Origin of the sequence: Pseudomonas paraversuta, from assembly GCF_904063065.1 — a bacterium.
GTDB classification, from domain to species: Bacteria; Pseudomonadota; Gammaproteobacteria; order Pseudomonadales; family Pseudomonadaceae; genus Aquipseudomonas; species Aquipseudomonas paraversuta.
This window is the reverse complement of record NZ_CAJFCL010000004.1, coordinates 470,997-492,645: the sequence shown is the minus strand read 5'-3', so window position 1 is coordinate 492,645 and position 21,649 is coordinate 470,997. Positions and strand designations below refer to the sequence as shown.

Below are 21,649 nucleotides of genomic sequence, written 5' to 3'. Positions count from 1 at the left end.
TTCAGTACGGATTGATCCATGTCCTCTCGCGAAATCCGCATCGCTACCCGTAAAAGCGCCCTGGCTCTGTGGCAGGCCGAATACGTCAAAGCCCGTTTGGAGCAGGCTCACCCGGCTCTTGTGGTGACGCTGGTGCCCATGGTCAGCCGTGGCGACAAGCTGCTGGACTCGCCACTGTCGAAAATCGGCGGCAAGGGTCTGTTCGTCAAGGAGCTTGAAACGGCTTTGCTCGAAAACGAAGCCGACATCGCAGTGCACTCGATGAAAGACGTGCCCATGGACTTCCCTGAAGGTCTGGGCCTGTTTTGCATTTGTGAGCGCGAAGACCCGCGCGATGCCTTTGTCTCCAATACCTTTGCCAGCCTCGACGATTTGCCCCAGGGCAGTGTTGTCGGCACCTCGAGCCTGCGCCGCCAGGCCCAGCTTTTAACCCGTCGCCCGGACCTCGAAATCCGCTTCCTGCGCGGTAACGTCAATACCCGTCTGGCCAAGCTGGATGCGGGTGAATATGACGCCATCATTCTTGCTGCTGCGGGACTGATTCGTTTGGGCTTTGAAGATCGCATCACTTCGCCAATCAGCATTGAGCACAGTCTGCCGGCAGGTGGGCAGGGCGCGGTCGGTATTGAGTGCCGCAGCAGCGACCCTGAAATTCACGCCTTGCTGGCGCCGCTGCACCATGCCGACACGGCTGTGCGGGTCACTGCCGAGCGCTCGCTGAACAAGCATTTGAACGGTGGCTGTCAGGTCCCGATTGCGTGCTATGCGGTGCTCGAAGGTGAGCAGGTCTGGCTCCGGGGTCTGGTGGGCGACCCTGGCGGAGGACTGCTCCTGAGCGCCGAGGCGCGTGGCCCGCAAAGTGCCGCTACGGAGCTTGGGGTACAGGTGGCTGAAGATCTGCTGGCTCAAGGAGCGGGTGCCATTCTGCAGGCGGTATATGGTGAGGCAGGGCACGAGTGACAGGCTGGCGCTTGTTACTGACCCGGCCCGCTGACGAATCGGCGGTTTTGGCGAGCGAGCTGGCCGCCGCCGGGGTTTTCAGCAGCAGCTTGCCCTTGCTGGCTATCCATCCGCTGGCGCTGACTGATGAGCAGTTGGAGCTGATTGCCAATATTGACCGCTATTGCGCGGTGATTGTGGTCAGCAAGCCGGCGGCCCGCCTTGGCGTTGCGCTGGTCAAGCAGTACTGGCGGCAAGCACCCGCTCAAAAGTGGTTCAGCGTCGGTGCCGCCACGGCGCAGATTCTCACCGACCACGGCCTTGATGTTAGCTACCCTCAAAGCGGTGACGACAGCGAAGCCCTGTTGGCGCTGCCGGTGTTTATCCAGGCAGTCGGGTGTGCTGATCCCAGGGTTCTTATCCTGCGTGGCGAGGGCGGCAGAGAGCTGCTGGCTGACCGCCTTCGAGGTCTGGGTGCCCGGGTCGACTACCTTGAACTTTACCGTCGAGAGTTGCCGTCATACCCGGCGCAGGTACTGCCCGAGCGGGTCAAAGTGGAACGCCTGAACGGTCTGGTGGTCAGCAGTGGGCAGGGCTTTGAACATTTACACCGCTTGTCGGGCCTTGCCTGGCCCGGGTTGGCACGTTTACCGTTGTTTGTTCCAAGCCCTCGGGTTGCCGAGATAGCGCGCAGCGCAGGGGCGAAAAACGTTGTGGATTGTCGTGGCGCAAGTGCCACGGCTTTGCTGGCGGCGCTACGGGAGCATCCCGTACCCGCTTTCTAATGCAAAGGATGGATACGTGAGCGATAGCGATACAGTCGTGCCAAAAGAACACGTGCAGCCGGCGCCGGAAGCGTTGGCTCAAAAGCCTGTTACGACGCCGGAGCGTCGGGGCAATGGCCTGGCCGTGGTTGCACTGCTGCTGGGTGCCGCCGGTGTGGCTGTCGGCGGTTGGGGGGTGTGGCAGGTGCGTCACCTGCAAACCAACACCGAACAACAACTGGGCGAAGTCCAGGCCCTGTCGGCACAAACACTGTCGATCAAGCAAACCGAGCAAGTCCTGCTGACGCGCCTTAACCAGCTGCCATCCGCCAGCGAGCTGGATAACCAGCGCCAGTTGGTCGTGCAGTTGCAAGGCGATCAACAGCGCCTCAATCAGCGCCTGGAGACGGTACTGGGCGCCAGCCGCAAGGATTGGCGTCTGGCCGAGGCCGAGCACTTGCTGCGCCTGGCCAGCCTGCGCTTGTCGGCATTGCAGGACATCAGCAGCGCACAGGCACTGGTGCAGGGCGCCGATGACATTCTTCGCGAGCAGAATGACCCCGGCTCTTTCGCCGCACGTGAACAGCTGGCCAAAAGCTTGACCGCATTGCGCAGCGTTGAGCAGCCGGACCGTACCGGGCTGTTCCTGAAGCTGGGCGCCTTGCGCGATCAGGTGGCAGACCTCAATGCATTGGCTCCGCAATACAAGGATGCTGGCGACTCGCTGCTGGGCCTTACGGCCGATGGCGATGGTGCGAGCCGCTGGGCGCAATGGTGGGATGAAATCTCGCACTACATCCGCATTGATTTCAACGCCGATAAAAATGTGCGGCCGCTGCTGGCAGGTCAGAGCCTGACGCAGGTGCGCCTGGCCCTGAGTCTGGCGCTGGAACAGGCCCAGTGGGCCGCCCTGAACGGCCAGGCAGCGGTCTACGCCCAGGCTTTGGCGCAAGCGCAAGAAGTGCTCAAGGGCAACTTCAATCCGGACAATACGCAAAGCAAAAAAATCCTTGAACAGGTGATTGAGCTGAGCAAGCAACCGGTCACGGTGAAAACCCCGGATCTTGCTGGCACCTTGAGTGCGGTACAGGCCTATCTTGAGCGTCGCAACGTGAATGCTGATGAGCCGGGCAAGGCGGCTGCCAACCCGGCGCAGGAGACCAGCCCATGAGACGCTTTTATGTGATTGTGTTTTTGTTGATTGCAGCTGCGGCCTGCATCGGCCTGGCAATCGCCGAAGACTCGGGCTACGTATTAATCGCCTACAAAAGCTTCCGTTACGAATCCAGCCTATGGGCCACTTTGGCGCTGCTGGTGGTGCTCTGGTTGCTGGTCTGGGGCATCAAGCTGCTGGTCGAGCTGGTCACGGCGTCGACCGGTCTGGTCAATCCGTGGTCGCGGCGCAACCGCAGCCGGCGCACGCAGATTGCCATCGAGAATGGGCAAATTGACCTCGCTGAAGGGCGCTGGGCCAGTGCCCAGAAACACCTGACACGCGCCGCCGAAGCCGAGCGCCAGCCTTTGCTGTACTACCTGGGGGCGGCACGGGCAGCCAGCGAGCTGGGGCACTACGAAGAGAGCGACAACTTGCTTGAGCGTGCTCTGGAGCGTCAACCCCAGGCCGAACTGGCGATAGCGCTGAGTCATGCCCAGTTGCAGATGGATCGCGCTGACACCCAAGGTGCGTTGACCACCTTGCAGGCCATGCATGAGCGCCATCCGCACAATGCTCAGGTATTGCGTCAGTTGCAGCGCCTGTATCAACAGCGTGGTGACTGGACGGCACTGATCCGGTTACTGCCCGAGTTACGCAAAGACAAGGTGCTGCCGGCCAGTGAGCTGGCGGAACTGGAGCGTCGTGCCTGGGGCAAGAATCTCAGCTTCGCGGCTCAGCGCGAAACCGAAGGCGAAGCAGGGCTGCAATCGCTTCAGCGCGCCTGGCAACAACTCACTTCAGCCCAGCGCCAGGAGCCCGCTCTGGTGCTGGCATACGCTGAGCAATTGCGCCGTCTGGGTGCGCAAGCCGAGGCAGAGGAAGTCCTGCGTGGAGCGCTCAAGCGCAACTACGACAGCCATCTGGTGCGCCTCTATGGCCTGCTGCGGGGCAGCGATCCAGTGAAGCAGTTGCAGACTGCAGAAGGCTGGCTCAAGACGCATCCCGGCGACGCCAGTTTACTGCTCACCCTGGGTCGTTTGTGTCTGCAAAACAGTCTGTGGGGCAAGGCGCGGGACTATCTTGAAAGCAGCCTGAAAATCGAGCGCAACCCTGAAGCCTGTGCCGAGCTGGCGCGACTGTTGGCGCAATTGGGCGACACGACACGCAGCAACCAGTTGTTTCAGGAAGGTTTGAATCTGCTGGATGAGCGTTTGCTGGCGCTGCCTTTGCCGGCTACGGCCACCAGCCTGTAAATGGCGCAGTCCGGCTTGCGCATGGGCGCAAGCCGGACGTTGCAGGTCAGATAGCGCGACACTGGCTGACATGTCTTACGAAGCCCATTCGTAAGGATTACCTGATCTATTGGCAATTGCGTACGTTCTTTCGGACAGTTCCTAGCGGGCGACCTTGAAAGGGCTGATGGCTTTCATCTACCGTAATCGACTGTCTATTTTGTTACGGAAAAGCCATGTCCCTGGCATGCTCACGGTTCATTTTTCTTTTAGTGTTTCTGGCCGCGGCTTTGACCATGGGCGCTTCATTGTTCCTGGAATACGGGGTGGGGCTCGAGCCCTGCCTGTTATGCCAGGCACAACGCGGCTTTTTGCTGGGGATATGCCTGGTCAACCTGATGGGCTATGTGCATGGCCCGCGTCGTGCGGGCATGTGGGGCTATTCCATTGCGTCCATGCTGCTGGCCCTGGGTGGCGCTGCGAGCGCACTGAGACAGGTGCTGATGCAACGTCTGGCGCCCGAACAGCTGATGTTTTGCCAACCCGATCTGGCCAGTATCTGGCGCGACCTGTCCCTGAATGAAATATTCTCGATGATCTATCGGGGAAACGATGTATGCGCACACATCAGCTGGACCGTGCTTGATCTGAGCATTCCCGAGCTAAGCCTGCTGGCCTTTGTCGGCTTGAGTATCGCTGGCGGCTTTCAGGTCGTCAGCTCGATTTACTATCGCAAACCCCGTGCGCCTGCGACCCGGAGTAGCAGTAAGTATTAAACGCTTGTATGAACATTCTCTCGTGGGTACCTTGAAGCAGTTGCCGTGCGGGCATAATCTGGCCCGCACGCATTATTGGAATTATGCCGCCCAATACCGGTGCGCTTTGCACATTTGGGTTCAGACAGGCCTGGCTACAGTCAGGCGGCGTGGGCCCACAAGGGAAGAGAGACCGTCATGCTAGAAAGATGTCAGAGTGCTCAGGAACGTTTTAATGGCGTCCACAAGCTAATTGATAACTGGTTGCATGAGCGCCGCGAACTTGTGAAGGCTTACGATGCCGTCGATGTAGAGCAAAGGTCTTCCAATCCCAAGCGTAAAACCCAAAAGGAGTTTTGCCAGGTATTGGTAGATTACGTTTCGGCAGGCCATTTCGAAATTTATGAGCAGCTGAACGACGAAGCCAAAGCGTTCGAAGACGATAAAGGCCTTGAAGTCGCCAGTACCATTTACCCAAGACTTGAAGCCATTACACAAGCCGCGCTGGATTTTAACGACCAATGCGATGGCAAGGACCACCGTCCGGACTGCGAAAAGCTGGCGGCGAAATTCCAGGTGCTTGGAGAGCTGCTACATGAGCGGTTTGAACTCGAAGACTGTCTGATTGAAGTGCTGCACAACGCGCACAAGCAAAAAGAAGAAGTTCAAGCCATCGAGGCTTAGGTGGGGCGGGGTTGAAAATGGTGCGCATGGCGCGCCATTTTTCGTTATGGGCCGCTCACTTTCTGATATCGAGCAACTCGACTTCAAATACCAGGGGCGTGTAGGGCGCGATCAGATCTCCCGCACCCTCTGTGCCGTAAGCCTGGCTGGAAGGTATTGCCAGCCGCCACTTGGCGCCGACCGGCATCTGCACCAGCGCACTGCGCCAGCCCGCGATAACGCTGTCCAGGCGAAACCACTGAGGCTGAGTGCTCTGGTCGAATATGGTGCCGTCCGGTAGCCGCCCTACATAGTTCACCAACACCGAATCCTGTACGCCGGGTCTGGCTCCTGTGCCGTGCTTGAGCTCGGTGAGGATGATGCCGTCAGCCAGCTCCCGTGCCTGTGGTTGCTGTTTTTCCTTCAACAAAAAGTCACGCTCGGCGCCGAGTGCCATTTCACTCTGCGGGCGGGCTGACGCGGTTTCGGCCTGGGCCTGATGCAGGGTGAGGATCTGCTCGATGCGCTCATCACTCAAGGCCAGCGGTTTGCCCTGGTAAGCCGTACGCAGACCTTCGATCAACGCCTGCAGTTGCAGTTCGGGGACTTCCTGACGCAGACGCTCACCCAGGCTTGCGCCCATGCTGTAAGCGAGGTCATGGGCAGCATCGGAGCCTGGCGTTGTGGCCGCATGGGTCAAAGGGGCAAGGCACAACAACGTCAAGAATAGGTAACGCGGCATGGGCACTCTCCGGCCTGAAGTGCGGGGGATTATGCCAGCGCCGACGCGCGCACTCCGGATTTTATTCGGGGTTTAAAAACGTTTGGCCACCCGACAAAATTACTCGGGGCGCAGCTTAAAGATTGATCTGGCACAAGTTTCTCAGTGCCATGCAACCCACAGCTATCGTTAGTGTCAACATGCCCTAGCGGCGCTTACTACAGAGGTCTAGTATGAGCCGCACTCACTTCAGCCAGGAGGTAAACCATGTCGGCCAACAAGAAGCCTGTTAATACGCCGTTGCACCTGCTCCAACAGCTCTCAGGCAGTCTGCTTGAGCATTTGGAAAACGCTTGTTCTCAAGCGTTGGCTGATGCTGAGAAACTGCTCGCCAAGCTTGAAAAACAGCGCGGCAAAGCTCAGGAAAAACTGCACAAGGCGCGTGAAAAACTGCAGGACGCTGCTAACGCAGGCAAGTCCAAGGCGCAGTCCAAAGCCAAGGCTGGGGTTAAAGAGCTCGAGCATCTGCTCGATACACTCAAGGATCGTCAGACCGAAACCCGTACCTACATTTTGCAGCTCAAACGCGATGCCCAGGAAAGCCTGAAACTGGCCCAGGGCATTGGCCGGGTCAAAGAGGCAGTAAGCAAAGCCCTGTCGACTCGCGATGCCAAGCCTGCAGCGTCGAGCAAAAAATCGGCAGCAAAAGCCTCCGCTAAATCCTCCGCGAAGGCTCCGGTTAAAGCAGCCGCCAAACCTGCCGCCAAAGCGCCTGCACAAAAGCCGGCAGTGAAGCCTGCGGCCAGGCCGGTAGCAGCCAAAGCCCCTGCCGCCAAGCCAGCAGCCGCTAAAACAGCTGCTGCAAAACCTGCGGCCAAGCCGGCAGCGGCCAAAGCACCGGCTAAAGCCCCTGCCAAAGTCGCGGCCAAACCTGCGGTCAAAACCGCTGCCGCCAAGCCTGCGGCCAAACCAGCAGCCAAGCCTGCCGTAGCGGCCAAGCCCGCCGCCAAACCTGCTGCCGCCAAACCTGCCGTAGCCGCCAAAGCGCCGGCCAAGCCTGTGGTTAAACCAGCCGCCAAGGCACCAGCCAAACCGGCTGTTAAAAAGCCTGTGGCAGCCAAGCCGGCCGCCACTGCTGCCAAACCGGCTACAACCCCCGCTGCGGCACCAGTGGCCACTGCGCCGGCGCCAACTCCGGCACCTGCAGCAACCCCGGCTACAACCCCCTCCAGCGCTTCCTAAGCGCGGTTGATTGCGGCGCGCAGCCTGTGCAGCGCGTCGCAATCAGGATGGCTGGCACTGCTCGCCATCTTGTTCAACCAGTCGCAATTGTCCCCGGACCGGGTTGACGACCAGCCTTGTGTTGCCGCCTCCAGGCGTTGCAATAACGTACGCTCAGCCTCCAGCTCCAAAGCCTTGACTTGCATGCGTAGCGCGCTCAGCGAATCATCCTGTGCGGCCGCATCGCGCCACCGGATCCGCAGCTGGCGTAACGGTTGCACCACTTCGCGTTGCCATGGCCCGGCGCAGACTTTTAAATGTTCAAGGCGCGCTTCGCTGCAAGCCACCCCGCGCTCTTGCAACCAGGCCGCACAGAGCAACAGGCACACATCCAGGCCCTGCGCTTGCAGGCTCAGACACGCTTGCTCTACCCCGGGCCGGGCATAGAGGTTCAAACAGTAATTCCACAGGTCAGTCTGCATAGTGCAATTCGCGCCAGTTGAGAGGGAAGCTGGTAGACTCCGCCGCCATTATGATCCGACTTCAGAACCTGACTTTACAGCGTGGCCCGCAACGTCTGCTAGAAGACGCCGAGCTGACCCTGCACGCCGGCCACAAAGCCGGTCTGGTCGGCGCCAACGGCGCCGGTAAATCCACTTTGTTCGCCTTGTTGCTGGGTGAGTTGACGCCTGATTCCGGGGATTGTCTGCTGCCGGCCGACTGGCGGATTGCCCACATGCGGCAAGAAATCGACACCCTCGACCGCATCGCGATCGATTACGTGCTCGATGGCGACTTGCGCCTGCGCCAGGTGCAGGCCGACCTGGCCAAGGCCGAAGCCGACGAGGATGGCGCCGCACAGGCGCGCCTGCATGCCGAGCTGGACAGCGCGGACGGCTACACTGCCGATGCCCGCGCCCGCAAAATGCTCGCCGGGCTGGGCTTCACCAACGAACAGATGGATCGGCCGGTAGCCGATTTCTCCGGTGGCTGGCGGATGCGCCTGAACCTGGCGCAGGCCTTGATGTGCCCGTCCGACTTGTTGCTGCTCGATGAGCCGACCAACCACTTGGACCTCGACGCCATCCTGTGGCTCGAAGACTTCCTCAAGAATTATCCGGGCACCTTGCTGCTGATCTCCCACGATCGGGACTTCCTCGATGCCGTGGTCGACAACATCGCCCACGTTGACCAGCGCAAAATCACCCTTTACCGCGGTGGTTACAGCGCCTTCGAACGCGCCCGTGCCGAGCGTCTGGCCCAGCAGCAACAGGCCTACGAGAAGCAGCAGGCGCAACGTGCGCACATGGAAAGCTACATTGCCCGCTTCAAGGCCCAGGCCACCAAGGCACGTCAGGCCCAGAGCCGGATCAAAGCCCTGGAACGCATGGAAGAGCTGAGCGCGGCCCATGTCGACTCGCCGTTCGATTTCGTGTTCCGCGAGGCGGTCAAACTGTCCAGCCCGCTGCTGGATTTGTCCGATGCCCGTTTGGGCTATGGCGACAAAACCATCCTGGAGAAGGTCAAGCTGCAGTTGGTCCCGGGCGCCCGTATCGGTTTGCTCGGCCCCAACGGCGCCGGTAAATCGACCTTGATCAAAAACCTCGCAGGCGAGCTGGAGCCGTTGTCGGGCCGTCTGGCCCGAGGCGAGAACCTGGTTGTCGGCTATTTTGCCCAGCATCAGCTCGACTCGCTGGACTCAAAAGCCAGCCCGTTGTTGCACATGCAGCGTCTGGCGCCGGCCGAGCGCGAGCAAACCCTGCGCGACTTCCTGGGCGGTTTTGACTTCCGTGGTGCGCGCATCGACGAGCCGGTACTGAATTTTTCGGGCGGCGAAAAAGCCCGTCTGGCCCTCGCGCTGATCGCCTGGGGCCGGCCGAACCTGCTGCTGCTCGACGAACCCACCAACCACCTTGACCTCGAAATGCGTCTGGCGCTGACCATGGCTCTGCAAGAGTTCAGCGGTGCGGTACTGGTGGTGTCCCACGATCGGCATTTGCTCAAAAGCACCACGGATGAGTTCCTGCTGGTGGCAGACGGCAAGGTGCAGGAATTCGACGGCGACCTCGAAGACTACGCCCGCTGGCTGGCTGATTATCGCTTGCGCAACGCGCCGGCCAGCAACACGCCGGTCAATCCTGACAAGACCGATAAAAAGGCTCAGCGTCAGGCTGCTGCAGCGCTGCGTCAGCAGTTGGCACCGCACAAGCGCGAAGCTGACAAGCTTGAAAGCGAACTGGGCAAGGTCAATGAAAAACTGGCCAAAATTGAAGCCAGTCTGGGCGACAGCGGCGTCTACGAAGCCGCGCGCAAAGACGAATTGCGCGAGTTGCTGGCCGATCAGGCCAAGCTCAAACAGCTGGAAGGTCAGCTCGAAGAGCGCTGGATGGAAGCCCTGGAGCTGCTGGAAACCCTGCAGGCCGAGCTGGAAGCACTGTCCTGATGGAAGCCCTGCATTTGCCAGTTCCCGCCGAGCTGATAGCACCGCTGTGGCTTGCCCTGCAGATCTTGCTGATCCTGCTGGCGGGGTACTTCTCGCAGCGCATCGTGGCCCGGTTCCTGACCCGACTGAGCGAGCGTTATCCGTTTCCGCCGCAGCTGCTGATGCCGCTGCGGGGCGGCTTGCGCTGGTTCATCATGGGCAGTGCCTTGATCTTCGTTCTCGAGCGCCTCGGCGTTTCGGCCACGGTGCTGTGGACGGCCCTCTCGGGTTTTGTCGCGGTTGCGGCGATTGCCTTCTTCGCCATGTGGAGCGTGCTGTCCAACCTGCTGTGTGCGGTGTTGATCTTCACCGTGGGCCCGTTTCGGATTGGCGACGTGGTGGAACTGCTCGACACCCTGGACAAGCCAGGGGTCAAAGGCCGGGTCGTGGCCATCAACCTGCTCTACACCACCCTGATCGAGCCTGCAGAATCCGGCAGTGGCAGCAGCATGGTGCAAGTGCCCAACAGCCTGTTCTTCCAGCGCTCTGTACGGCGCTGGCGCGAAGGCGATCTTTGACCCTGCCCGATGTGGGAGCTGGCTTGCCAGCGATAGCACCCTGCAGCAGCCCGGTCAGACCGTGTCGTGAGCATCGCCGGCAAGCCGGCTCCCACAGGTAGCGGCCAACTACAAAAATCAGTGGTCAATTTTCAGCCAGCGCATTAGCTTAAGGACTTGTTACAGCATTTGTCCGAGGTGTGGGATGTCGTTGGAAACGTGGTTGGCCTTTTTCGCTGCTTGCTGGGTCATCAGCCTGTCGCCCGGTGCGGGTGCTATTGCTTCGATGTCGTGTGGCCTGCAATACGGTTTCTGGCGCGGTTACTGGAACGCCCTGGGCCTGCAACTGGGTCTGGCATTGCAGATTGCGATTATTGCCGCCGGTGTTGGCGCAGTGCTCGCCGCCTCGTCCACCGCTTTCTATGCGATCAAATGGTTTGGCGTGGCTTACCTGGTTTACCTCGCGGTCAAACAATGGCGTGCATTGCCGGCGGACCTCAGCGATAACGCTGCCGTGCGCCCCATTGGCAAGCCGCTGGCGCTGATCTTCAGAGGATTTCTGGTGAACGTCAGCAACCCCAAGGCGCTGGTATTCATGCTTGCGGTCCTGCCGCAGTTCGTCGACCCGAGTGCACCGCTGGTGAGCCAGTACCTGACCCTGGGTGTGACCATGATTTGTGTCGACCTTATCGTCATGGCCGGCTACACCGGTCTGGCTTCGAAAGTCCTGCGCTTGCTGCGCACGCCCACGCAACAGCGGCGCATGAACCGCACTTTTGCCGGTTTGTTCGTCGGTGCGGCAGGCTTTCTGGCGACGCTGCACCGCGCCACCAGCTAAAGATCTTGAGTCACGGTCATTGGAAGTGAACAATGTGTTACTTCTCATTTCCATCCGGATTTATTAATGACCGCCCGCTCGCGTTTTTTAGCCTGGCTGATAGTGCCAGTGTTCGCGTTGTGCAGCCTTGCTGTGTCTGCCAACTCCCCGGAAGGCGCCTCACAAGCGCTGCATCTGATCGACTACATCGGTGCGGATTACCCGCCTACAGTTGAAGATGGCAAGGTCATCGATGACACCGAGTACCGCGAACAGCTGGAGTTTTTGACGGTTCTCAAGGGTCTGGTCGCAGACTTGCCGCACCGCCCTGAGCGTGCGGAACTGGTGCAGGGCGTCAGTGCCTTGCAGTCAGCCATTGAGCAGCGTACCGATGGTGCGAGCGTGGCCCGCGAGGCGCGCCAGTTGGGTGCCAGACTGGCACTGGCCTACGAGGTCAGCCAGGCCCCTGTCATCACCCCGGATCCGACCCGCGGTGCACCATTGTTTGCCCAGCATTGTTCGGTGTGCCATGGCCCGACCGGGGCCGGCGATGGCCCGGCAGGCGTCGGCATGACGCCACCACCGGCCAACCTGCGCGATGCACAACGCCTTGATCGTCTGAGCCTCTATGGGATTTTCAACACCCTGGGCCTGGGCATTGAAGGCACGGATATGCCGTCGTTTGCCGATCAGCTGGATGAGCGTCAGCGTTGGGACCTGGCGACCTATATCGCGGGGTTGAGTGTCAATCCGACGGCTGCCAAAGCGGACAAGACGTACAACCTGGCAGACCTTGCCCGTCTCACACCTAACGAGGTGCTGGTTGCTGAGGGGCCTGAAGCGACCGCCACTTTCCGTGCTCAGCGCGCCGTGCCACCACAGGTCAAGCGCGGCCCGGCGCAGTTGCTCGATTACACCGCGCAAACCCTCGACAAAAGCCTGGCGGCCTATCGTGCCGGTGATCGCGAACAAGCCTACGACTTGTCGGTAGCGGCTTACCTGGAAGGTTTTGAGCTGGTCGAAAGTTCGCTGGATAACGTCGACAGCAACGTGCGTAAAAGTACCGAAAAAGCCTTGATGGCTTATCGGCAATCGTTGCAGGACGGCTTGCCCACCGAACAGGTGGAGCAGCGTCTGGACGCGGCCAAAGCCTTGCTTAAGCAGTCCGCCGGGCTATTGGGCAGCGATGGCTTGAGCTGGTCCCTGAGCTTTATCTCGGGCTTGCTGATTCTGCTGCGCGAAGGCCTGGAAGCGATTCTGGTGCTGGCGGCGATCCTCGCCTTCCTGCGTAACACCGGCCAGCAATCGGCGGTGCGCAGCGTCAATGCGGGCTGGGCCCTGGCTCTGGTTGCAGGCCTTGCGACCTGGGCGTTGGCGGCCTATGTGATTGATGTCAGTGGCGCCCAGCGCGAACTGCTGGAAGGCTGCACGGCCTTGTTTGCCAGCGTCATGGTGCTGTGGCTGGGGGTGTGGATGCACGACCGCCGCCATGCGGCAGCGTGGCAGGACTACATCAAGAGCAGCCTGGTCGGTGGTGGTGGGCGTTTCGGCTTTGCGATCCTGGCGTTCTTCTCGGTTTACCGGGAGTTGTTCGAAGTGATCCTGTTCTACGAGACCCTGTGGCTCCAAGCCGGTCCGGCAGGCCACAACGCGGTATTGGCGGGCGGTGCCACGGCGCTGGTGCTGTTGATGGGGTTGGCGTGGATTATCCTGCGCGGCTCGGCCAAATTGCCGCTGGCCCTGTTCTTCGGCATCAATGCCGCATTGCTGTGCGCACTGTCGGTGGTGTTCGCCGGTCACGGCGTCAAAGCACTGCAAGAAGCCGGGATCTTTGGCACGCGGCCAGTGGCATTCTTCGAGTTTGACTGGCTGGGCATTCATGCCGATGCTTACTCGCTGGGCGCGCAGGCGCTGGCAATCGTGGCGATTATTGTGCTCTACGGCCGCAGCAAGCCGGGTGGCAAGCGCCCCGTGCACACCGCGTAATTGCCCCCATATCTTGTAGGCGCGAGCTTTCAACAGCTCGCGCCTGCAAGTCATTTGATAAAGGAGTTCCCCCATGCGTGTCTGGATTGACGCAGATGCTTGCCCCAAGGCCGCGAAGGATCAAGTGATCAAATTCGCGCTCAAACGTCAGTTTGAGGTGGTGTTGGTGGCGGGGCAAAGCCAGGTCAAGCCGACGTACGCGCTGGTCAAACTGATTGTGGTGCCCAGCGGCCCGGATGCGGCGGATGATTATCTGGTAGAGCACGCGGTGCCCGGTGAGTTGGTGATTTGCAGCGATGTGCCCTTGGCCGACCGGCTGGTGAAGAAGGGCGTGGCCGCGCTGGACCCGCGGGGCAAGGAGTTTGACCCGCAAAACATGGGCGAGCGGCTGGCGGTGCGTAATCTGTTTACTGATCTGCGCGAGCAAGGCCAGATGGGCGGCGGGCAGGGCGCCTATGGCGAACGCGAAAAACAGGCGTTCGCCAATTCACTGGACCGGATCCTGACCCGGCTGGCGCGGGGCTGATCAGGCCTCGTGGGTCAGCTCCAGTACCCGGTCGACCATTTTGTTGATGCCTGAAGCTGCTTCGCTGATCGATTGGGCGAGCATATAGGCCGGGGTGCTGACCAGTTTTCGGGCTTTGTCCTCAACAATGTCAGTCACTTCGCACTCTTTGTGGGTTGCACCCATTTTGCCCACGGCTGCTGCTGTTTCAGGGTCTTTGCCGATGGTGCAGGTCACGCCAGGGCCGTAGATCTTGGCGGCTATGGCCGGAGAGATACACATCAACCCCACTGGCTTGCAGGCCTGGGCAAAGGCTTCGGCCAGGGCCAGCACGTCAGGTTGCACGGTGCATTCGGCGCCCCTGGCGGCAAAGTCAGAAAGATTTTTTGCCGCGCCAAACCCGCCCGGGACGATCAGCGCATCAAAGTCATCGACATTGGCTTCACGAATATCCTTGATTTCACCGCGCGCGATCCGCGCCGACTCCACCAGCACGTTGCGCGACTCGGGCATCTCGTTGCCGGTCAGGTGGTTGATCACATGATGCTGGGCGATGTCGGGTGCGAAACACTGCACTTTGGCGCCGCGCTGGTCCAGGCGCAGCAGGGTGATGACGCTTTCGTGGATCTCGGCACCGTCGTAGACGCCGCAGCCAGAGAGAATCACGGCAACTTTTTTGTGGGTCATGTTGGGTCTCCTTGTTCGTGGCGTTAATGTCGCCTGATTTGGCGTTTGACGCCATAGGGGGTTGTCCCGGGAACGCCTACGCTTGGTTGATCTTGGGGTGAGGTGTGCAATGAAGCTGATTCTGTATGCAGTGCCGTTCTTCTTTGTGCTGATCGCGGTGGAGTTGCTGGTCGACCGCTGGCGTGCAATGCCTACCTATCGCCTTGCAGACACGATCAACAGCCTGAGCACCGGGGTGCTGTCGACCACCACCGGGTTGCTGACCAAGGGTGTAGGACTGGTTACTTACGGCGTCGCCCTGAAATATCTGGCAATTACCGAACTGCCTGAAGACAGCCTGTGGGTCTGGCTGTTTGCCTTTGTATTCTACGACTTCTGTTACTACTGGCATCACCGTCTGGGGCATGAGCGCAACGTGCTGTGGGCCGCGCACTCGGTGCATCACCAGAGTGAGGACTACAACCTGTCCACGGCCCTGCGCCAAACCAGCACCGGCTTTATATTTGGCTGGATTTTCTACCTGCCAATGGCCGTTTTGGGGGTGCCATTGTTGGTGTTCGTTACGGTGGCGACCCTCAATCTGCTCTATCAATTCTGGGTCCACACGCGGCATATCCCCAAGTTGGGCTGGTTCGAGTGGTTCTTTGTATCGCCGTCCAATCACCGGGCTCACCATGCGCAAAATGCTCTCTACATGGATCGCAATTACGGCGGGGTGTTCATTTTTTGGGATCGCCTGTTTGGCACCTTTCAGGAAGAGGACGACGCCGAGCCAGTGATTTTCGGGGTCACGACACCGCTCAAGAGCTGGAATCCGCTGTGGGCCAACTGGCAGTTCTATGGTCAGTTGCTGGCGGATGCGCGGCGCACCCAACGCTGGCGGGACAAGTTGCGTATCTGGTTTATGCCCACCGGTTGGCGGCCTGCGGATGTCGCCGCGAGGTACCCGCTGCACAAGTCGGACCTGAGCCAGTTCGAGAAATTCGAAGTGGCATTGCCGCCTCGCCAGCAGCTGTATATCGCGCTGCAATTTGTGGTCTATGTGGCGCTCGGCAGTTATCTGCTGAATCTGGGCGAGACTTTGCCGCCGACGGCGTTGATTTTGGGGTGGGGATATATGGGGCTGGGTTTGTTTGTGCTGGGGGCCGGGCTGGAGAACCGGCCCTGGGCACTGAAGCTTGAATGGCTGCGCCTGGCGCTGAACCTGCCACTGCTGTGGCTCGCCCCGTGGGCGGGACTATGGCCGGCCAGCGCACTGGGCTGGGCCGGCCTGTTCAGCTACAGCCTGTTAAGCGTGGCCGGTCTCTATATGTGCAGAAACCGGGTTACTCAGCTGGCGGGTTGTTAGCTTCTTCAGCGGCCCGGATTTTTTCTTCGAGAGCAGCCTTTTTGGTCAGACGGGCATTTTTGAAGCGCCGACGCGCCCACAAGCCCAGGCCCAGTACCAGCAAGGCGCCCAGCACCCATAGCTCATACTTCTTGACGCTGCCCAGCAGGCCCTCAAGCACGGCACCGAAGTGGTAGGCGGCGGTTGCCAGGGCAATGGCCCAAATGGCTGCACCAATACCGTTGAGCAGCAAGTAGCGGCCCGGCGGGTAGCCCGACAGACCAATGGCTACAGGCATGACGGTACGCAGGCCGTAGACGAAGCGGAAACTCAAGACCCAGATATCCGGGTGCTTGCGAATGTGCTCCAGTGCCTTGTCGCCCATGAGTTGCCAGCGCGGTTTTCGCGCCAGTAATTTGCGGCCGTGCTTGCGCCCCAGGAAGTACCACAGCTGGTCGCCGGCATAACTGCCGAGGAATGCCACGATCATCACCAGCTTGAGGTCCATGTATCCGCGGAACGCCAGGAAGCCTGCGAGAACCAGAATGGTCTCACCTTCAAAGAACGTCCCAAGGAACAGGGCGAAGTAGCCAAACTCTTGAAGAAATTGTTGGAGCATTGTCTGGATGCTGGCGAAATGAACGCGCAGCCTACGCCTTAAGGGACATTCAGGAAAGTATCGAAATGTGTCTTGGCGTTAACAATTCCTACAAATGGTGTGTATTTGACTTACATCATTGGTGTTGTCATCTAGTGTTCATGGCGGGTGGATATAACCATCGCGCGTAGCTGTTTTGAGTGCTCAACCTGTGGCGGCTGGCTGGCCCACGATTCTGCAACGCCGGGCAGTCACGGTCGCTGGCAGGCCGGCTCACTGAAGATCGCGGCCATAGCTCAGAACAATTTCGACAAATCACCCTCTAACTCGGCTCCAGCCCGCATAAAGCGACTTCGAGCGGTTTAAACCCACTGGCGTTGGTGGCATTCTGGCAGCTCGATTGCACGCGCCGCTTAACTGTTACGAGAGTCAAACCCGCTCTTACAGGAACACTCAATGAATACCGAAGGACAGACAGAACTCGTTGCTACAGAGGCCGAGCCGGTTGTTGAACCGGTCGCTCAGACCCCGCCCGTGCCGCAAGGTCACGTCGCTGTCGTGCCTGAGGCGCCTGCGGCGCACCCGACGATTGCCATTCCGGGTCTGGATGACAGCAGTCTGTATATCCACCGCGAGCTGTCGCAGTTGCAGTTCAACATTCGCGTGCTGGAACAGGCGCTGGATGAGTCCTATCCGTTGTTGGAGCGATTGAAGTTCCTGCTGATTTTCTCCAGCAACCTGGATGAGTTTTTCGAGATTCGTGTCGCGGGCTTGAAGAAGCAAATTACCTTCGCCCGTGAGCAGGCGGGCGCTGACGGCCTGCAGCCGCATCAGGCGCTGGCGCGGATCAGTGAGCTGGTACATGGCCATGTCGACCGCCAGTACGCGATCCTCAACGATATCCTGTTGCCCGAGCTTGAAAAGCATCAGGTGCGCTTCATTCGCCGCCGCCACTGGAACACCAAGATCAAAGCCTGGGTGCGCAAGTTTTTCCGCGACGAAATTGCGCCCATCATCACCCCGATCGGCCTTGATCCGACGCATCCTTTCCCGTTGCTGGTCAACAAGAGCCTGAACTTTATCGTCGAGCTGGAAGGCATCGACGCCTTCGGCCGTGATTCGGGTCTGGCAATTATCCCGGCCCCGCGCCTGTTGCCGCGGGTGATCAAGTTGCCTGAAGACGTCGGCGGTACAGGGGACAACTACGTGTTCCTGTCCTCGATGATTCATGCCCACGCCGATGACCTGTTCCAGGGCATGAAGGTCAAGGGCTGCTACCAGTTCCGCCTGACCCGCAACGCTGACCTGTCGGTGGACACTGAAGATGTAGAAGACCTGGCCCGCGCCCTGCGTGGCGAGTTGTTCTCGCGTCGCTATGGCGATGCGGTGCGTCTGGAAGTGGCCGACACTTGCCCCAAACATCTGTCCGATTACCTGCTCAAGCAGTTCAACCTGCATGAGACCGAGCTGTATACGGTCAATGGCCCGGTAAACCTCACGCGCCTGTTCAGCATCACCGGTCTGGACAGCCATCCCGAGCTGCAATACACGCCATTCACTCCGGCGATTCCGAAGCTGTTGCAGAACAGCGAGAACATTTTCAGCGTCGTCAGCAAGCAGGATATTTTGCTGCTGCACCCGTTTGAGTCGTTCACCCCGGTGGTTGATTTGTTGCGTCAGGCCGCCAAAGACCCGCATGTACTGGCTGTGCGCCAGACCCTGTATCGCAGCGGTGCCAACTCTGAAATCGTTGATGCGCTGGTGGATGCTGCGCGTAACGGCAAAGAAGTGACTGCCGTTGTGGAGCTGCGTGCGCGATTTGACGAAGAGTCCAACCTGCAGCTGGCCAGCCGCCTGCAAGCTGCCGGTGCCGTGGTGATCTATGGCGTGGTCGGTTTCAAGACCCACGCCAAAATGATGCTGATTCTGCGCCGTGAGGCGGGGGAGATCGTGCGTTATGCGCACCTGGGTACCGGTAACTACCACGCGGGCAACGCCAAGCTCTACACCGACTACAGCTTGCTGACATCGGATGACGCGCTCTGCGAAGACGTCGGCAAGTTGTTCAGCCAGTTGATCGGCATGGGCAAGACCCTGCGCATGAAAAAGCTCTTGCATGCACCCTTCACCCTGAAGAAGGGCATGCTCGACATGATTGCCCGTGAGACCCAGTTCGCGTCGGAGGGCAAACCTGCGCATATCATCGCCAAGTTCAACTCCCTGACCGACCCGAAAATCATTCGGGCGCTGTACAAGGCCAGCCAGGCCGGGGTGCGGATCGATTTGGTAGTGCGCGGTATGTGTTGCCTGCGGCCGGGTATTCCGGGGGTCTCGCACAACATTCATGTGCGCTCGATCATTGGTCGCTTCCTGGAGCACACGCGGGTGTTCTACTTCCTCAATGGCGGCGAAGAGCAGATGTTCCTGTCGAGCGCTGACTGGATGGAGCGCAACCTGGATAAGCGGGTCGAAACCTGCTTCCCGGTGGAGGGCAAAAAGCTGATTCTGCGGGTCAAGAAGGAGCTGGAATGCTATCTGACGGACAACACCCACAGCTGGAGCCTGCAATCGGACGGCCGTTACATTCGTAACACGCCCACCGGGAATCAAAACCCGCGCAGTGCCCAGGCAACCCTGCTGGAGCGTCTGAGCCTGCCGGTGTTGACGGTGAGCACCGGCCCGTCGGTGTAAGCCCCGGCCCTGCAGCAGCCTGCCAGCCTGGCGATGAATACGCCGCGGTTATTCTTGAGCACCGCGTTGATACCATCGCCAGGCAAGCTGGTTTCTGCAGAAGTGTTTGCTTGATCAGGACACTGTCAGAACAATCCCGACCCGGGTCAGCCATTGGGCTTCTTGCTCGAAGTCGGCCTGGGTCAAGGGGTTTTGCTCCAGCCAGCCTTCGGGGAAGATCACCTCGAGATGGTCGCCCTCGGCACGCAGCTTCACCTGCGACGCTTCCTGATTGCCACGGATGTGGTAGAACAAAATCGCAAAGCGCAGCAACACGCACAGGCGAATCAGCTTGATGCCTTCGGCGCCGAACTCGGCGAATTTGTCCTTGGGAATATTACGGCGATGGCCGCGTACCAGCAGCGCGAGCATTTGCTGGTCTTCGCGGGAGAACCCGGCGAGGTCGGAGTGCTCGATCAGATAGGCGCCGTGTTTGTGGTAGTGGTAGTGGGCGATATCCAGCCCGACTTCATGCACCTTGGCCGCCCAACTCAACAGTTCACGCCAGATCCCGTCCTTGAGCTCCCATGACTTGGCCACTTGATCGAAGGCACGCAGCGCTTTGCGCTCGACCCTTGCGGCTTGTTCGCGATCTACGTGGTAGCGGTCCATCAGCGAGCTGAGGGTGCGCTCACGCACGTCTTCATGGTGATGACGGCCCAGCAGGTCATACAGCACGCCCTCACGTAGCGCGCCGTCGCAATGGTCCATGCGCTGCAGCTCGAGGGAGTCAAAGATGGCCTCAAGAATCGCCAGGCCCGCCGGGAAAATGGTACGACGGTCAGGCTTGATGCCTTCAAAGTCGATTTTGTCCGCTTCGCCCAGTTTGAACAGTTTGCGCTTGAGCCAGGCCAGCCCTTCGGCGTTGACTTCACCGTTGCCGTGTCCGCCAGCCTTGAGGGCCAGGCCGATGGCGCGAATGGTGCCGGAGGAGCCGATAGCCTCGTCCCAGGTCAGGCGGTGCAGCGCGTGCTCAATACTCATGATTTCGAGGCGGGCAGCGGTATAGGCCTGGGCGTAACGGGCCGGAGTGATTTTACCGTCGCGGAAATAGCGCTGGGTGTAACTCACACAGCCCATTTGCAGGCTTTCGCGCAGCAGCGGTTCAAAGCGCTGGCCGATAATGAATTCGGTACTGCCGCCGCCGATGTCAGCGACCAGGCGTTTGCCCGGAGTATCGGCGAGGGTGTGCGATACGCCCAAATAGATGAGGCGCGCTTCTTCTCGGCCAGAAATGACCTCGACGGTGTGCCCCAGGATCTCTTCTGCGCGCACGATAAATTCGTTGCGGTTGCGGGCTTCTCGCAGGGCGTTGGTGCCCACGATTCTCACGGCGCCCAACGGCATGCCGTTGATCAGTTGCGCAAAGCGCTTCAGGCAATCAAGCCCGCGCTGCATGGATTCTTCGTTGAGTTTGCGTTCTTCGTCGATGCCGGCAGCTAATTGAACCTTCTCACCAAGTCGCTCCAGGATACGGATTTCTCCGTTCTGGGCCTTGGCCACCACCATGTGAAAGCTGTTAGAACCCAGATCAATAGCGGCGATCAGGGATGGATTCTTGCTTTGGGATTGGGGCATGGTTGAAGGGTCTCGGTCGATAACTTCGCCATCGTGCCACGATCAAACGCTCGCGCCAACGCGTAGTATCAGATGCATTGATGTGGCGCACGTAAGCAATGACGTTAGCTGCTCCCGGCCGGTTCGTATTTTGCTGTGCGATTCTTCTTTTTTGTAGAAGCGTGCTGTTAATCCCTTTGCACGGCTCGCGAGCAAGCTCGTTCCTGCAGCGGGTTGGTGCCGATGAAATTCGCCAGCTCCGTGGGCTTTACCCTGATGCATAAACCCCCCGTTTGTCCCCGACTTCCCGGGCGAAGCGCATTTCATGGGTCGCCGCAATCGGGCCCGTCCCGTCGATGGCGCCGGGGCAAAGGTACGGGCGATACCTTTGCTCAAGCAGCTCTATAGTAAGAGTCAATCAAGGGTCAGCTTCCTGAACGCGGTGATGACAGCTATGATGTGCTACGTTTTTGCTTACAACCACGGAGACTTCCATGAGCAGCGATCTTATTAAACACGTCACCGACGCTAGCTTTGAGGCCGATGTTCTCAAGGCTGAAGGCGCTGTACTGGTCGACTACTGGGCTGAATGGTGTGGCCCTTGCAAAATGATCGCGCCAGTTCTGGACGAGATCGCCGAGACTTACAAAGGCAAGTTGACTATTGCCAAACTGAACATCGATGAGAACCAGGAAACCCCGGCCAAGCACGGCGTACGTGGTATTCCAACGCTGATGTTGTTCAAGAACGGCAACGTCGAAGCCACCAAGGTTGGTGCATTGTCGAAGTCGCAGCTGGCAGCATTCCTCGACGCCAACATTTAAGCGTCGATAAAAGCCCCGCAAAATGCGGGGCTTTTTCATGGCTCAGGGACTAGACGCTATGAAACTCAAGTGGTACATTCGGCCCCGCACTGGTTTCTCCACTGCCCCCTGCAAGCCGTCGCCGACGCACTCCTTATCGAATTAGTACGCGATCCTGTCGCCTTCTCTGCGGCGCGGCCTCATTAAGC

20 protein-coding genes are annotated in these 21,649 nt (G+C 59.6%); 15 read left to right on the top strand and 5 right to left on the bottom strand.

Translation table 11 applies throughout. The features are described 5' to 3' along the window. The first annotated feature begins 18 nt into the window (after positions 1-18). From hemC to JQ845_RS11090, 6 genes are all read left to right on the top strand, one after another. The gene (hemC, locus tag JQ845_RS11115) at positions 19-960 is read left to right on the top strand and encodes a hydroxymethylbilane synthase (protein ID WP_003438240.1); all 942 of its coding nucleotides are present in this window, start codon (positions 19-21) and stop codon (positions 958-960) included. Then, positions 957-1,724, top strand: a complete 768-nt coding sequence (locus JQ845_RS11110) for a uroporphyrinogen-III synthase (protein WP_003438244.1) — start codon at positions 957-959, stop codon at positions 1,722-1,724. The genes hemC and JQ845_RS11110 overlap by 4 nt, the downstream gene beginning before the upstream one ends. Before the next feature lie 16 nt (positions 1,725-1,740). Beyond that, a complete protein-coding gene (locus tag JQ845_RS11105; protein ID WP_203008990.1) occupies positions 1,741-2,874 on the top strand; it encodes a uroporphyrinogen-III C-methyltransferase in 1,134 nt (377 codons plus the stop codon). After that, a complete protein-coding gene (locus JQ845_RS11100; RefSeq protein ID WP_003438249.1) occupies positions 2,871-4,112 on the top strand; it encodes a heme biosynthesis protein HemY in 1,242 nt (413 codons plus the stop codon). Before JQ845_RS11105 ends, JQ845_RS11100 begins: the two co-directional genes overlap by 4 nt. A 215-nt stretch (positions 4,113-4,327) precedes the next feature. Next, a complete protein-coding gene (locus JQ845_RS11095) occupies positions 4,328-4,867 on the top strand; it encodes a disulfide bond formation protein B (protein ID WP_010656885.1) in 540 nt (179 codons plus the stop codon). Positions 4,868-5,044: 177 nt separating this feature from the next. After that, positions 5,045-5,530, top strand: coding sequence for an Rsd/AlgQ family anti-sigma factor (locus JQ845_RS11090; protein WP_003438254.1), 486 nt, complete (start codon positions 5,045-5,047; stop codon positions 5,528-5,530). Positions 5,531-5,585: 55 nt separating this feature from the next. Here the strand turns inward: JQ845_RS11090 and JQ845_RS11085 are convergent, their stop codons facing one another. Next, complete coding sequence (locus tag JQ845_RS11085) at positions 5,586-6,251, bottom strand: FKBP-type peptidyl-prolyl cis-trans isomerase (RefSeq protein WP_003438256.1); 666 nt, start codon at positions 6,249-6,251, stop codon at positions 5,586-5,588. Between the two features lie 246 nt (positions 6,252-6,497). On the opposite strand from JQ845_RS11085, the gene JQ845_RS11080 reads away from it, so the two are divergent. Beyond that, positions 6,498-7,472 (top strand): AlgP family protein, encoded by a 975-nt coding sequence (locus JQ845_RS11080; protein WP_203008989.1) that lies wholly within the window; start codon positions 6,498-6,500, stop codon positions 7,470-7,472. On the opposite strand, the gene JQ845_RS11075 is transcribed toward JQ845_RS11080, so the two are convergent. Beyond that, on the bottom strand, positions 7,469-7,933 hold the full coding sequence (locus JQ845_RS11075; RefSeq protein WP_160626407.1) for a TIGR02444 family protein: 465 nt from the start codon (positions 7,931-7,933) through the stop codon (positions 7,469-7,471). The genes JQ845_RS11080 and JQ845_RS11075 overlap by 4 nt on opposite strands. A 50-nt stretch (positions 7,934-7,983) precedes the next feature. Between JQ845_RS11075 and JQ845_RS11070 the strand changes: the two genes are divergently transcribed. From JQ845_RS11070 to JQ845_RS11050, 5 genes are all read left to right on the top strand, one after another. Next, on the top strand, positions 7,984-9,894 hold the full coding sequence (locus tag JQ845_RS11070) for an ATP-binding cassette domain-containing protein (protein WP_003438265.1): 1,911 nt from the start codon (positions 7,984-7,986) through the stop codon (positions 9,892-9,894). Beyond that, a complete protein-coding gene (locus JQ845_RS11065) occupies positions 9,894-10,451 on the top strand; it encodes a mechanosensitive ion channel family protein (protein ID WP_003438267.1) in 558 nt (185 codons plus the stop codon). Before JQ845_RS11070 ends, JQ845_RS11065 begins: the two co-directional genes overlap by 1 nt. A 184-nt stretch (positions 10,452-10,635) precedes the next feature. Then, positions 10,636-11,268 (top strand): LysE family transporter, encoded by a 633-nt coding sequence (locus JQ845_RS11060; protein WP_003438269.1) that lies wholly within the window; start codon positions 10,636-10,638, stop codon positions 11,266-11,268. 66 nt (positions 11,269-11,334) lie between these two features. After that, on the top strand, positions 11,335-13,233 hold the full coding sequence (locus JQ845_RS11055) for a cytochrome c/FTR1 family iron permease (RefSeq protein WP_161720003.1): 1,899 nt from the start codon (positions 11,335-11,337) through the stop codon (positions 13,231-13,233). 73 nt (positions 13,234-13,306) lie between these two features. Continuing rightward, positions 13,307-13,759 carry a YaiI/YqxD family protein gene (locus JQ845_RS11050; RefSeq protein WP_003438273.1) on the top strand — a complete coding sequence of 151 codons (453 nt, stop codon included), beginning with the start codon at positions 13,307-13,309 and terminating at the stop codon, positions 13,757-13,759. Here JQ845_RS11050 and elbB read toward each other — a convergent pair whose 3' ends face one another. After that, positions 13,760-14,425: an isoprenoid biosynthesis glyoxalase ElbB gene (elbB, locus tag JQ845_RS11045; RefSeq protein WP_003438276.1), complete on the bottom strand. Its 666-nt coding sequence runs from the start codon at positions 14,423-14,425 to the stop codon at positions 13,760-13,762. 109 nt (positions 14,426-14,534) lie between these two features. Here elbB and JQ845_RS11040 point away from each other — a divergent pair, with 109 nt between their 5' ends. Continuing rightward, positions 14,535-15,773, top strand: coding sequence for a sterol desaturase family protein (locus JQ845_RS11040; protein WP_010656880.1), 1,239 nt, complete (start codon positions 14,535-14,537; stop codon positions 15,771-15,773). On the opposite strand, the gene JQ845_RS11035 is transcribed toward JQ845_RS11040, so the two are convergent. Beyond that, positions 15,751-16,371: a DedA family protein gene (locus JQ845_RS11035; RefSeq protein ID WP_003438283.1), complete on the bottom strand. Its 621-nt coding sequence runs from the start codon at positions 16,369-16,371 to the stop codon at positions 15,751-15,753. The two genes, JQ845_RS11040 and JQ845_RS11035, sit on opposite strands and share 23 nt — an antisense overlap. Positions 16,372-16,806: 435 nt before the next feature. Between JQ845_RS11035 and ppk1 the strand changes: the two genes are divergently transcribed. Continuing rightward, the gene (gene ppk1 / locus JQ845_RS11030) at positions 16,807-19,041 is read left to right on the top strand and encodes a polyphosphate kinase 1 (protein WP_003438285.1); all 2,235 of its coding nucleotides are present in this window, start codon (positions 16,807-16,809) and stop codon (positions 19,039-19,041) included. 114 nt (positions 19,042-19,155) lie between these two features. Here the strand turns inward: ppk1 and ppx are convergent, their stop codons facing one another. Next, positions 19,156-20,658, bottom strand: coding sequence for an exopolyphosphatase (gene ppx / locus JQ845_RS11025; protein WP_003438287.1), 1,503 nt, complete (start codon positions 20,656-20,658; stop codon positions 19,156-19,158). 473 nt (positions 20,659-21,131) lie between these two features. Between ppx and trxA the strand changes: the two genes are divergently transcribed. Next, positions 21,132-21,461, top strand: coding sequence for a thioredoxin TrxA (gene trxA / locus JQ845_RS11020; protein WP_003438289.1), 330 nt, complete (start codon positions 21,132-21,134; stop codon positions 21,459-21,461). Positions 21,462-21,649 lie beyond the last annotated feature (188 nt).

What these genes read in the sequence shown, in the direction of transcription:
- ppx (WP_003438287.1), bottom strand. Translation starts at nt 20,658, where the DNA reads ATGCCCCAATCCCAAAGCAAGAATCCATCCCTGATCGCCGCTATTGAT.
- JQ845_RS11040 (WP_010656880.1), top strand. Translation starts at nt 14,535, where the DNA reads ATGAAGCTGATTCTGTATGCAGTGCCGTTCTTCTTTGTGCTGATCGCG.
- JQ845_RS11075 (WP_160626407.1), bottom strand. Translation starts at nt 7,933, where the DNA reads ATGCAGACTGACCTGTGGAATTACTGTTTGAACCTCTATGCCCGGCCC.
- elbB (WP_003438276.1), bottom strand. Translation starts at nt 14,425, where the DNA reads ATGACCCACAAAAAAGTTGCCGTGATTCTCTCTGGCTGCGGCGTCTAC.
- JQ845_RS11100 (WP_003438249.1), top strand. Translation starts at nt 2,871, where the DNA reads ATGAGACGCTTTTATGTGATTGTGTTTTTGTTGATTGCAGCTGCGGCC.
- hemC (WP_003438240.1), top strand. Translation starts at nt 19, where the DNA reads ATGTCCTCTCGCGAAATCCGCATCGCTACCCGTAAAAGCGCCCTGGCT.
- JQ845_RS11085 (WP_003438256.1), bottom strand. Translation starts at nt 6,251, where the DNA reads ATGCCGCGTTACCTATTCTTGACGTTGTTGTGCCTTGCCCCTTTGACC.
- JQ845_RS11050 (WP_003438273.1), top strand. Translation starts at nt 13,307, where the DNA reads ATGCGTGTCTGGATTGACGCAGATGCTTGCCCCAAGGCCGCGAAGGAT.
- JQ845_RS11065 (WP_003438267.1), top strand. Translation starts at nt 9,894, where the DNA reads ATGGAAGCCCTGCATTTGCCAGTTCCCGCCGAGCTGATAGCACCGCTG.
- JQ845_RS11080 (WP_203008989.1), top strand. Translation starts at nt 6,498, where the DNA reads ATGTCGGCCAACAAGAAGCCTGTTAATACGCCGTTGCACCTGCTCCAA.
- JQ845_RS11060 (WP_003438269.1), top strand. Translation starts at nt 10,636, where the DNA reads ATGTCGTTGGAAACGTGGTTGGCCTTTTTCGCTGCTTGCTGGGTCATC.
- JQ845_RS11035 (WP_003438283.1), bottom strand. Translation starts at nt 16,371, where the DNA reads ATGCTCCAACAATTTCTTCAAGAGTTTGGCTACTTCGCCCTGTTCCTT.
- JQ845_RS11095 (WP_010656885.1), top strand. Translation starts at nt 4,328, where the DNA reads ATGTCCCTGGCATGCTCACGGTTCATTTTTCTTTTAGTGTTTCTGGCC.
- JQ845_RS11070 (WP_003438265.1), top strand. Translation starts at nt 7,984, where the DNA reads ATGATCCGACTTCAGAACCTGACTTTACAGCGTGGCCCGCAACGTCTG.
- trxA (WP_003438289.1), top strand. Translation starts at nt 21,132, where the DNA reads ATGAGCAGCGATCTTATTAAACACGTCACCGACGCTAGCTTTGAGGCC.
- JQ845_RS11055 (WP_161720003.1), top strand. Translation starts at nt 11,335, where the DNA reads ATGACCGCCCGCTCGCGTTTTTTAGCCTGGCTGATAGTGCCAGTGTTC.
- ppk1 (WP_003438285.1), top strand. Translation starts at nt 16,807, where the DNA reads ATGAATACCGAAGGACAGACAGAACTCGTTGCTACAGAGGCCGAGCCG.
- JQ845_RS11090 (WP_003438254.1), top strand. Translation starts at nt 5,045, where the DNA reads ATGCTAGAAAGATGTCAGAGTGCTCAGGAACGTTTTAATGGCGTCCAC.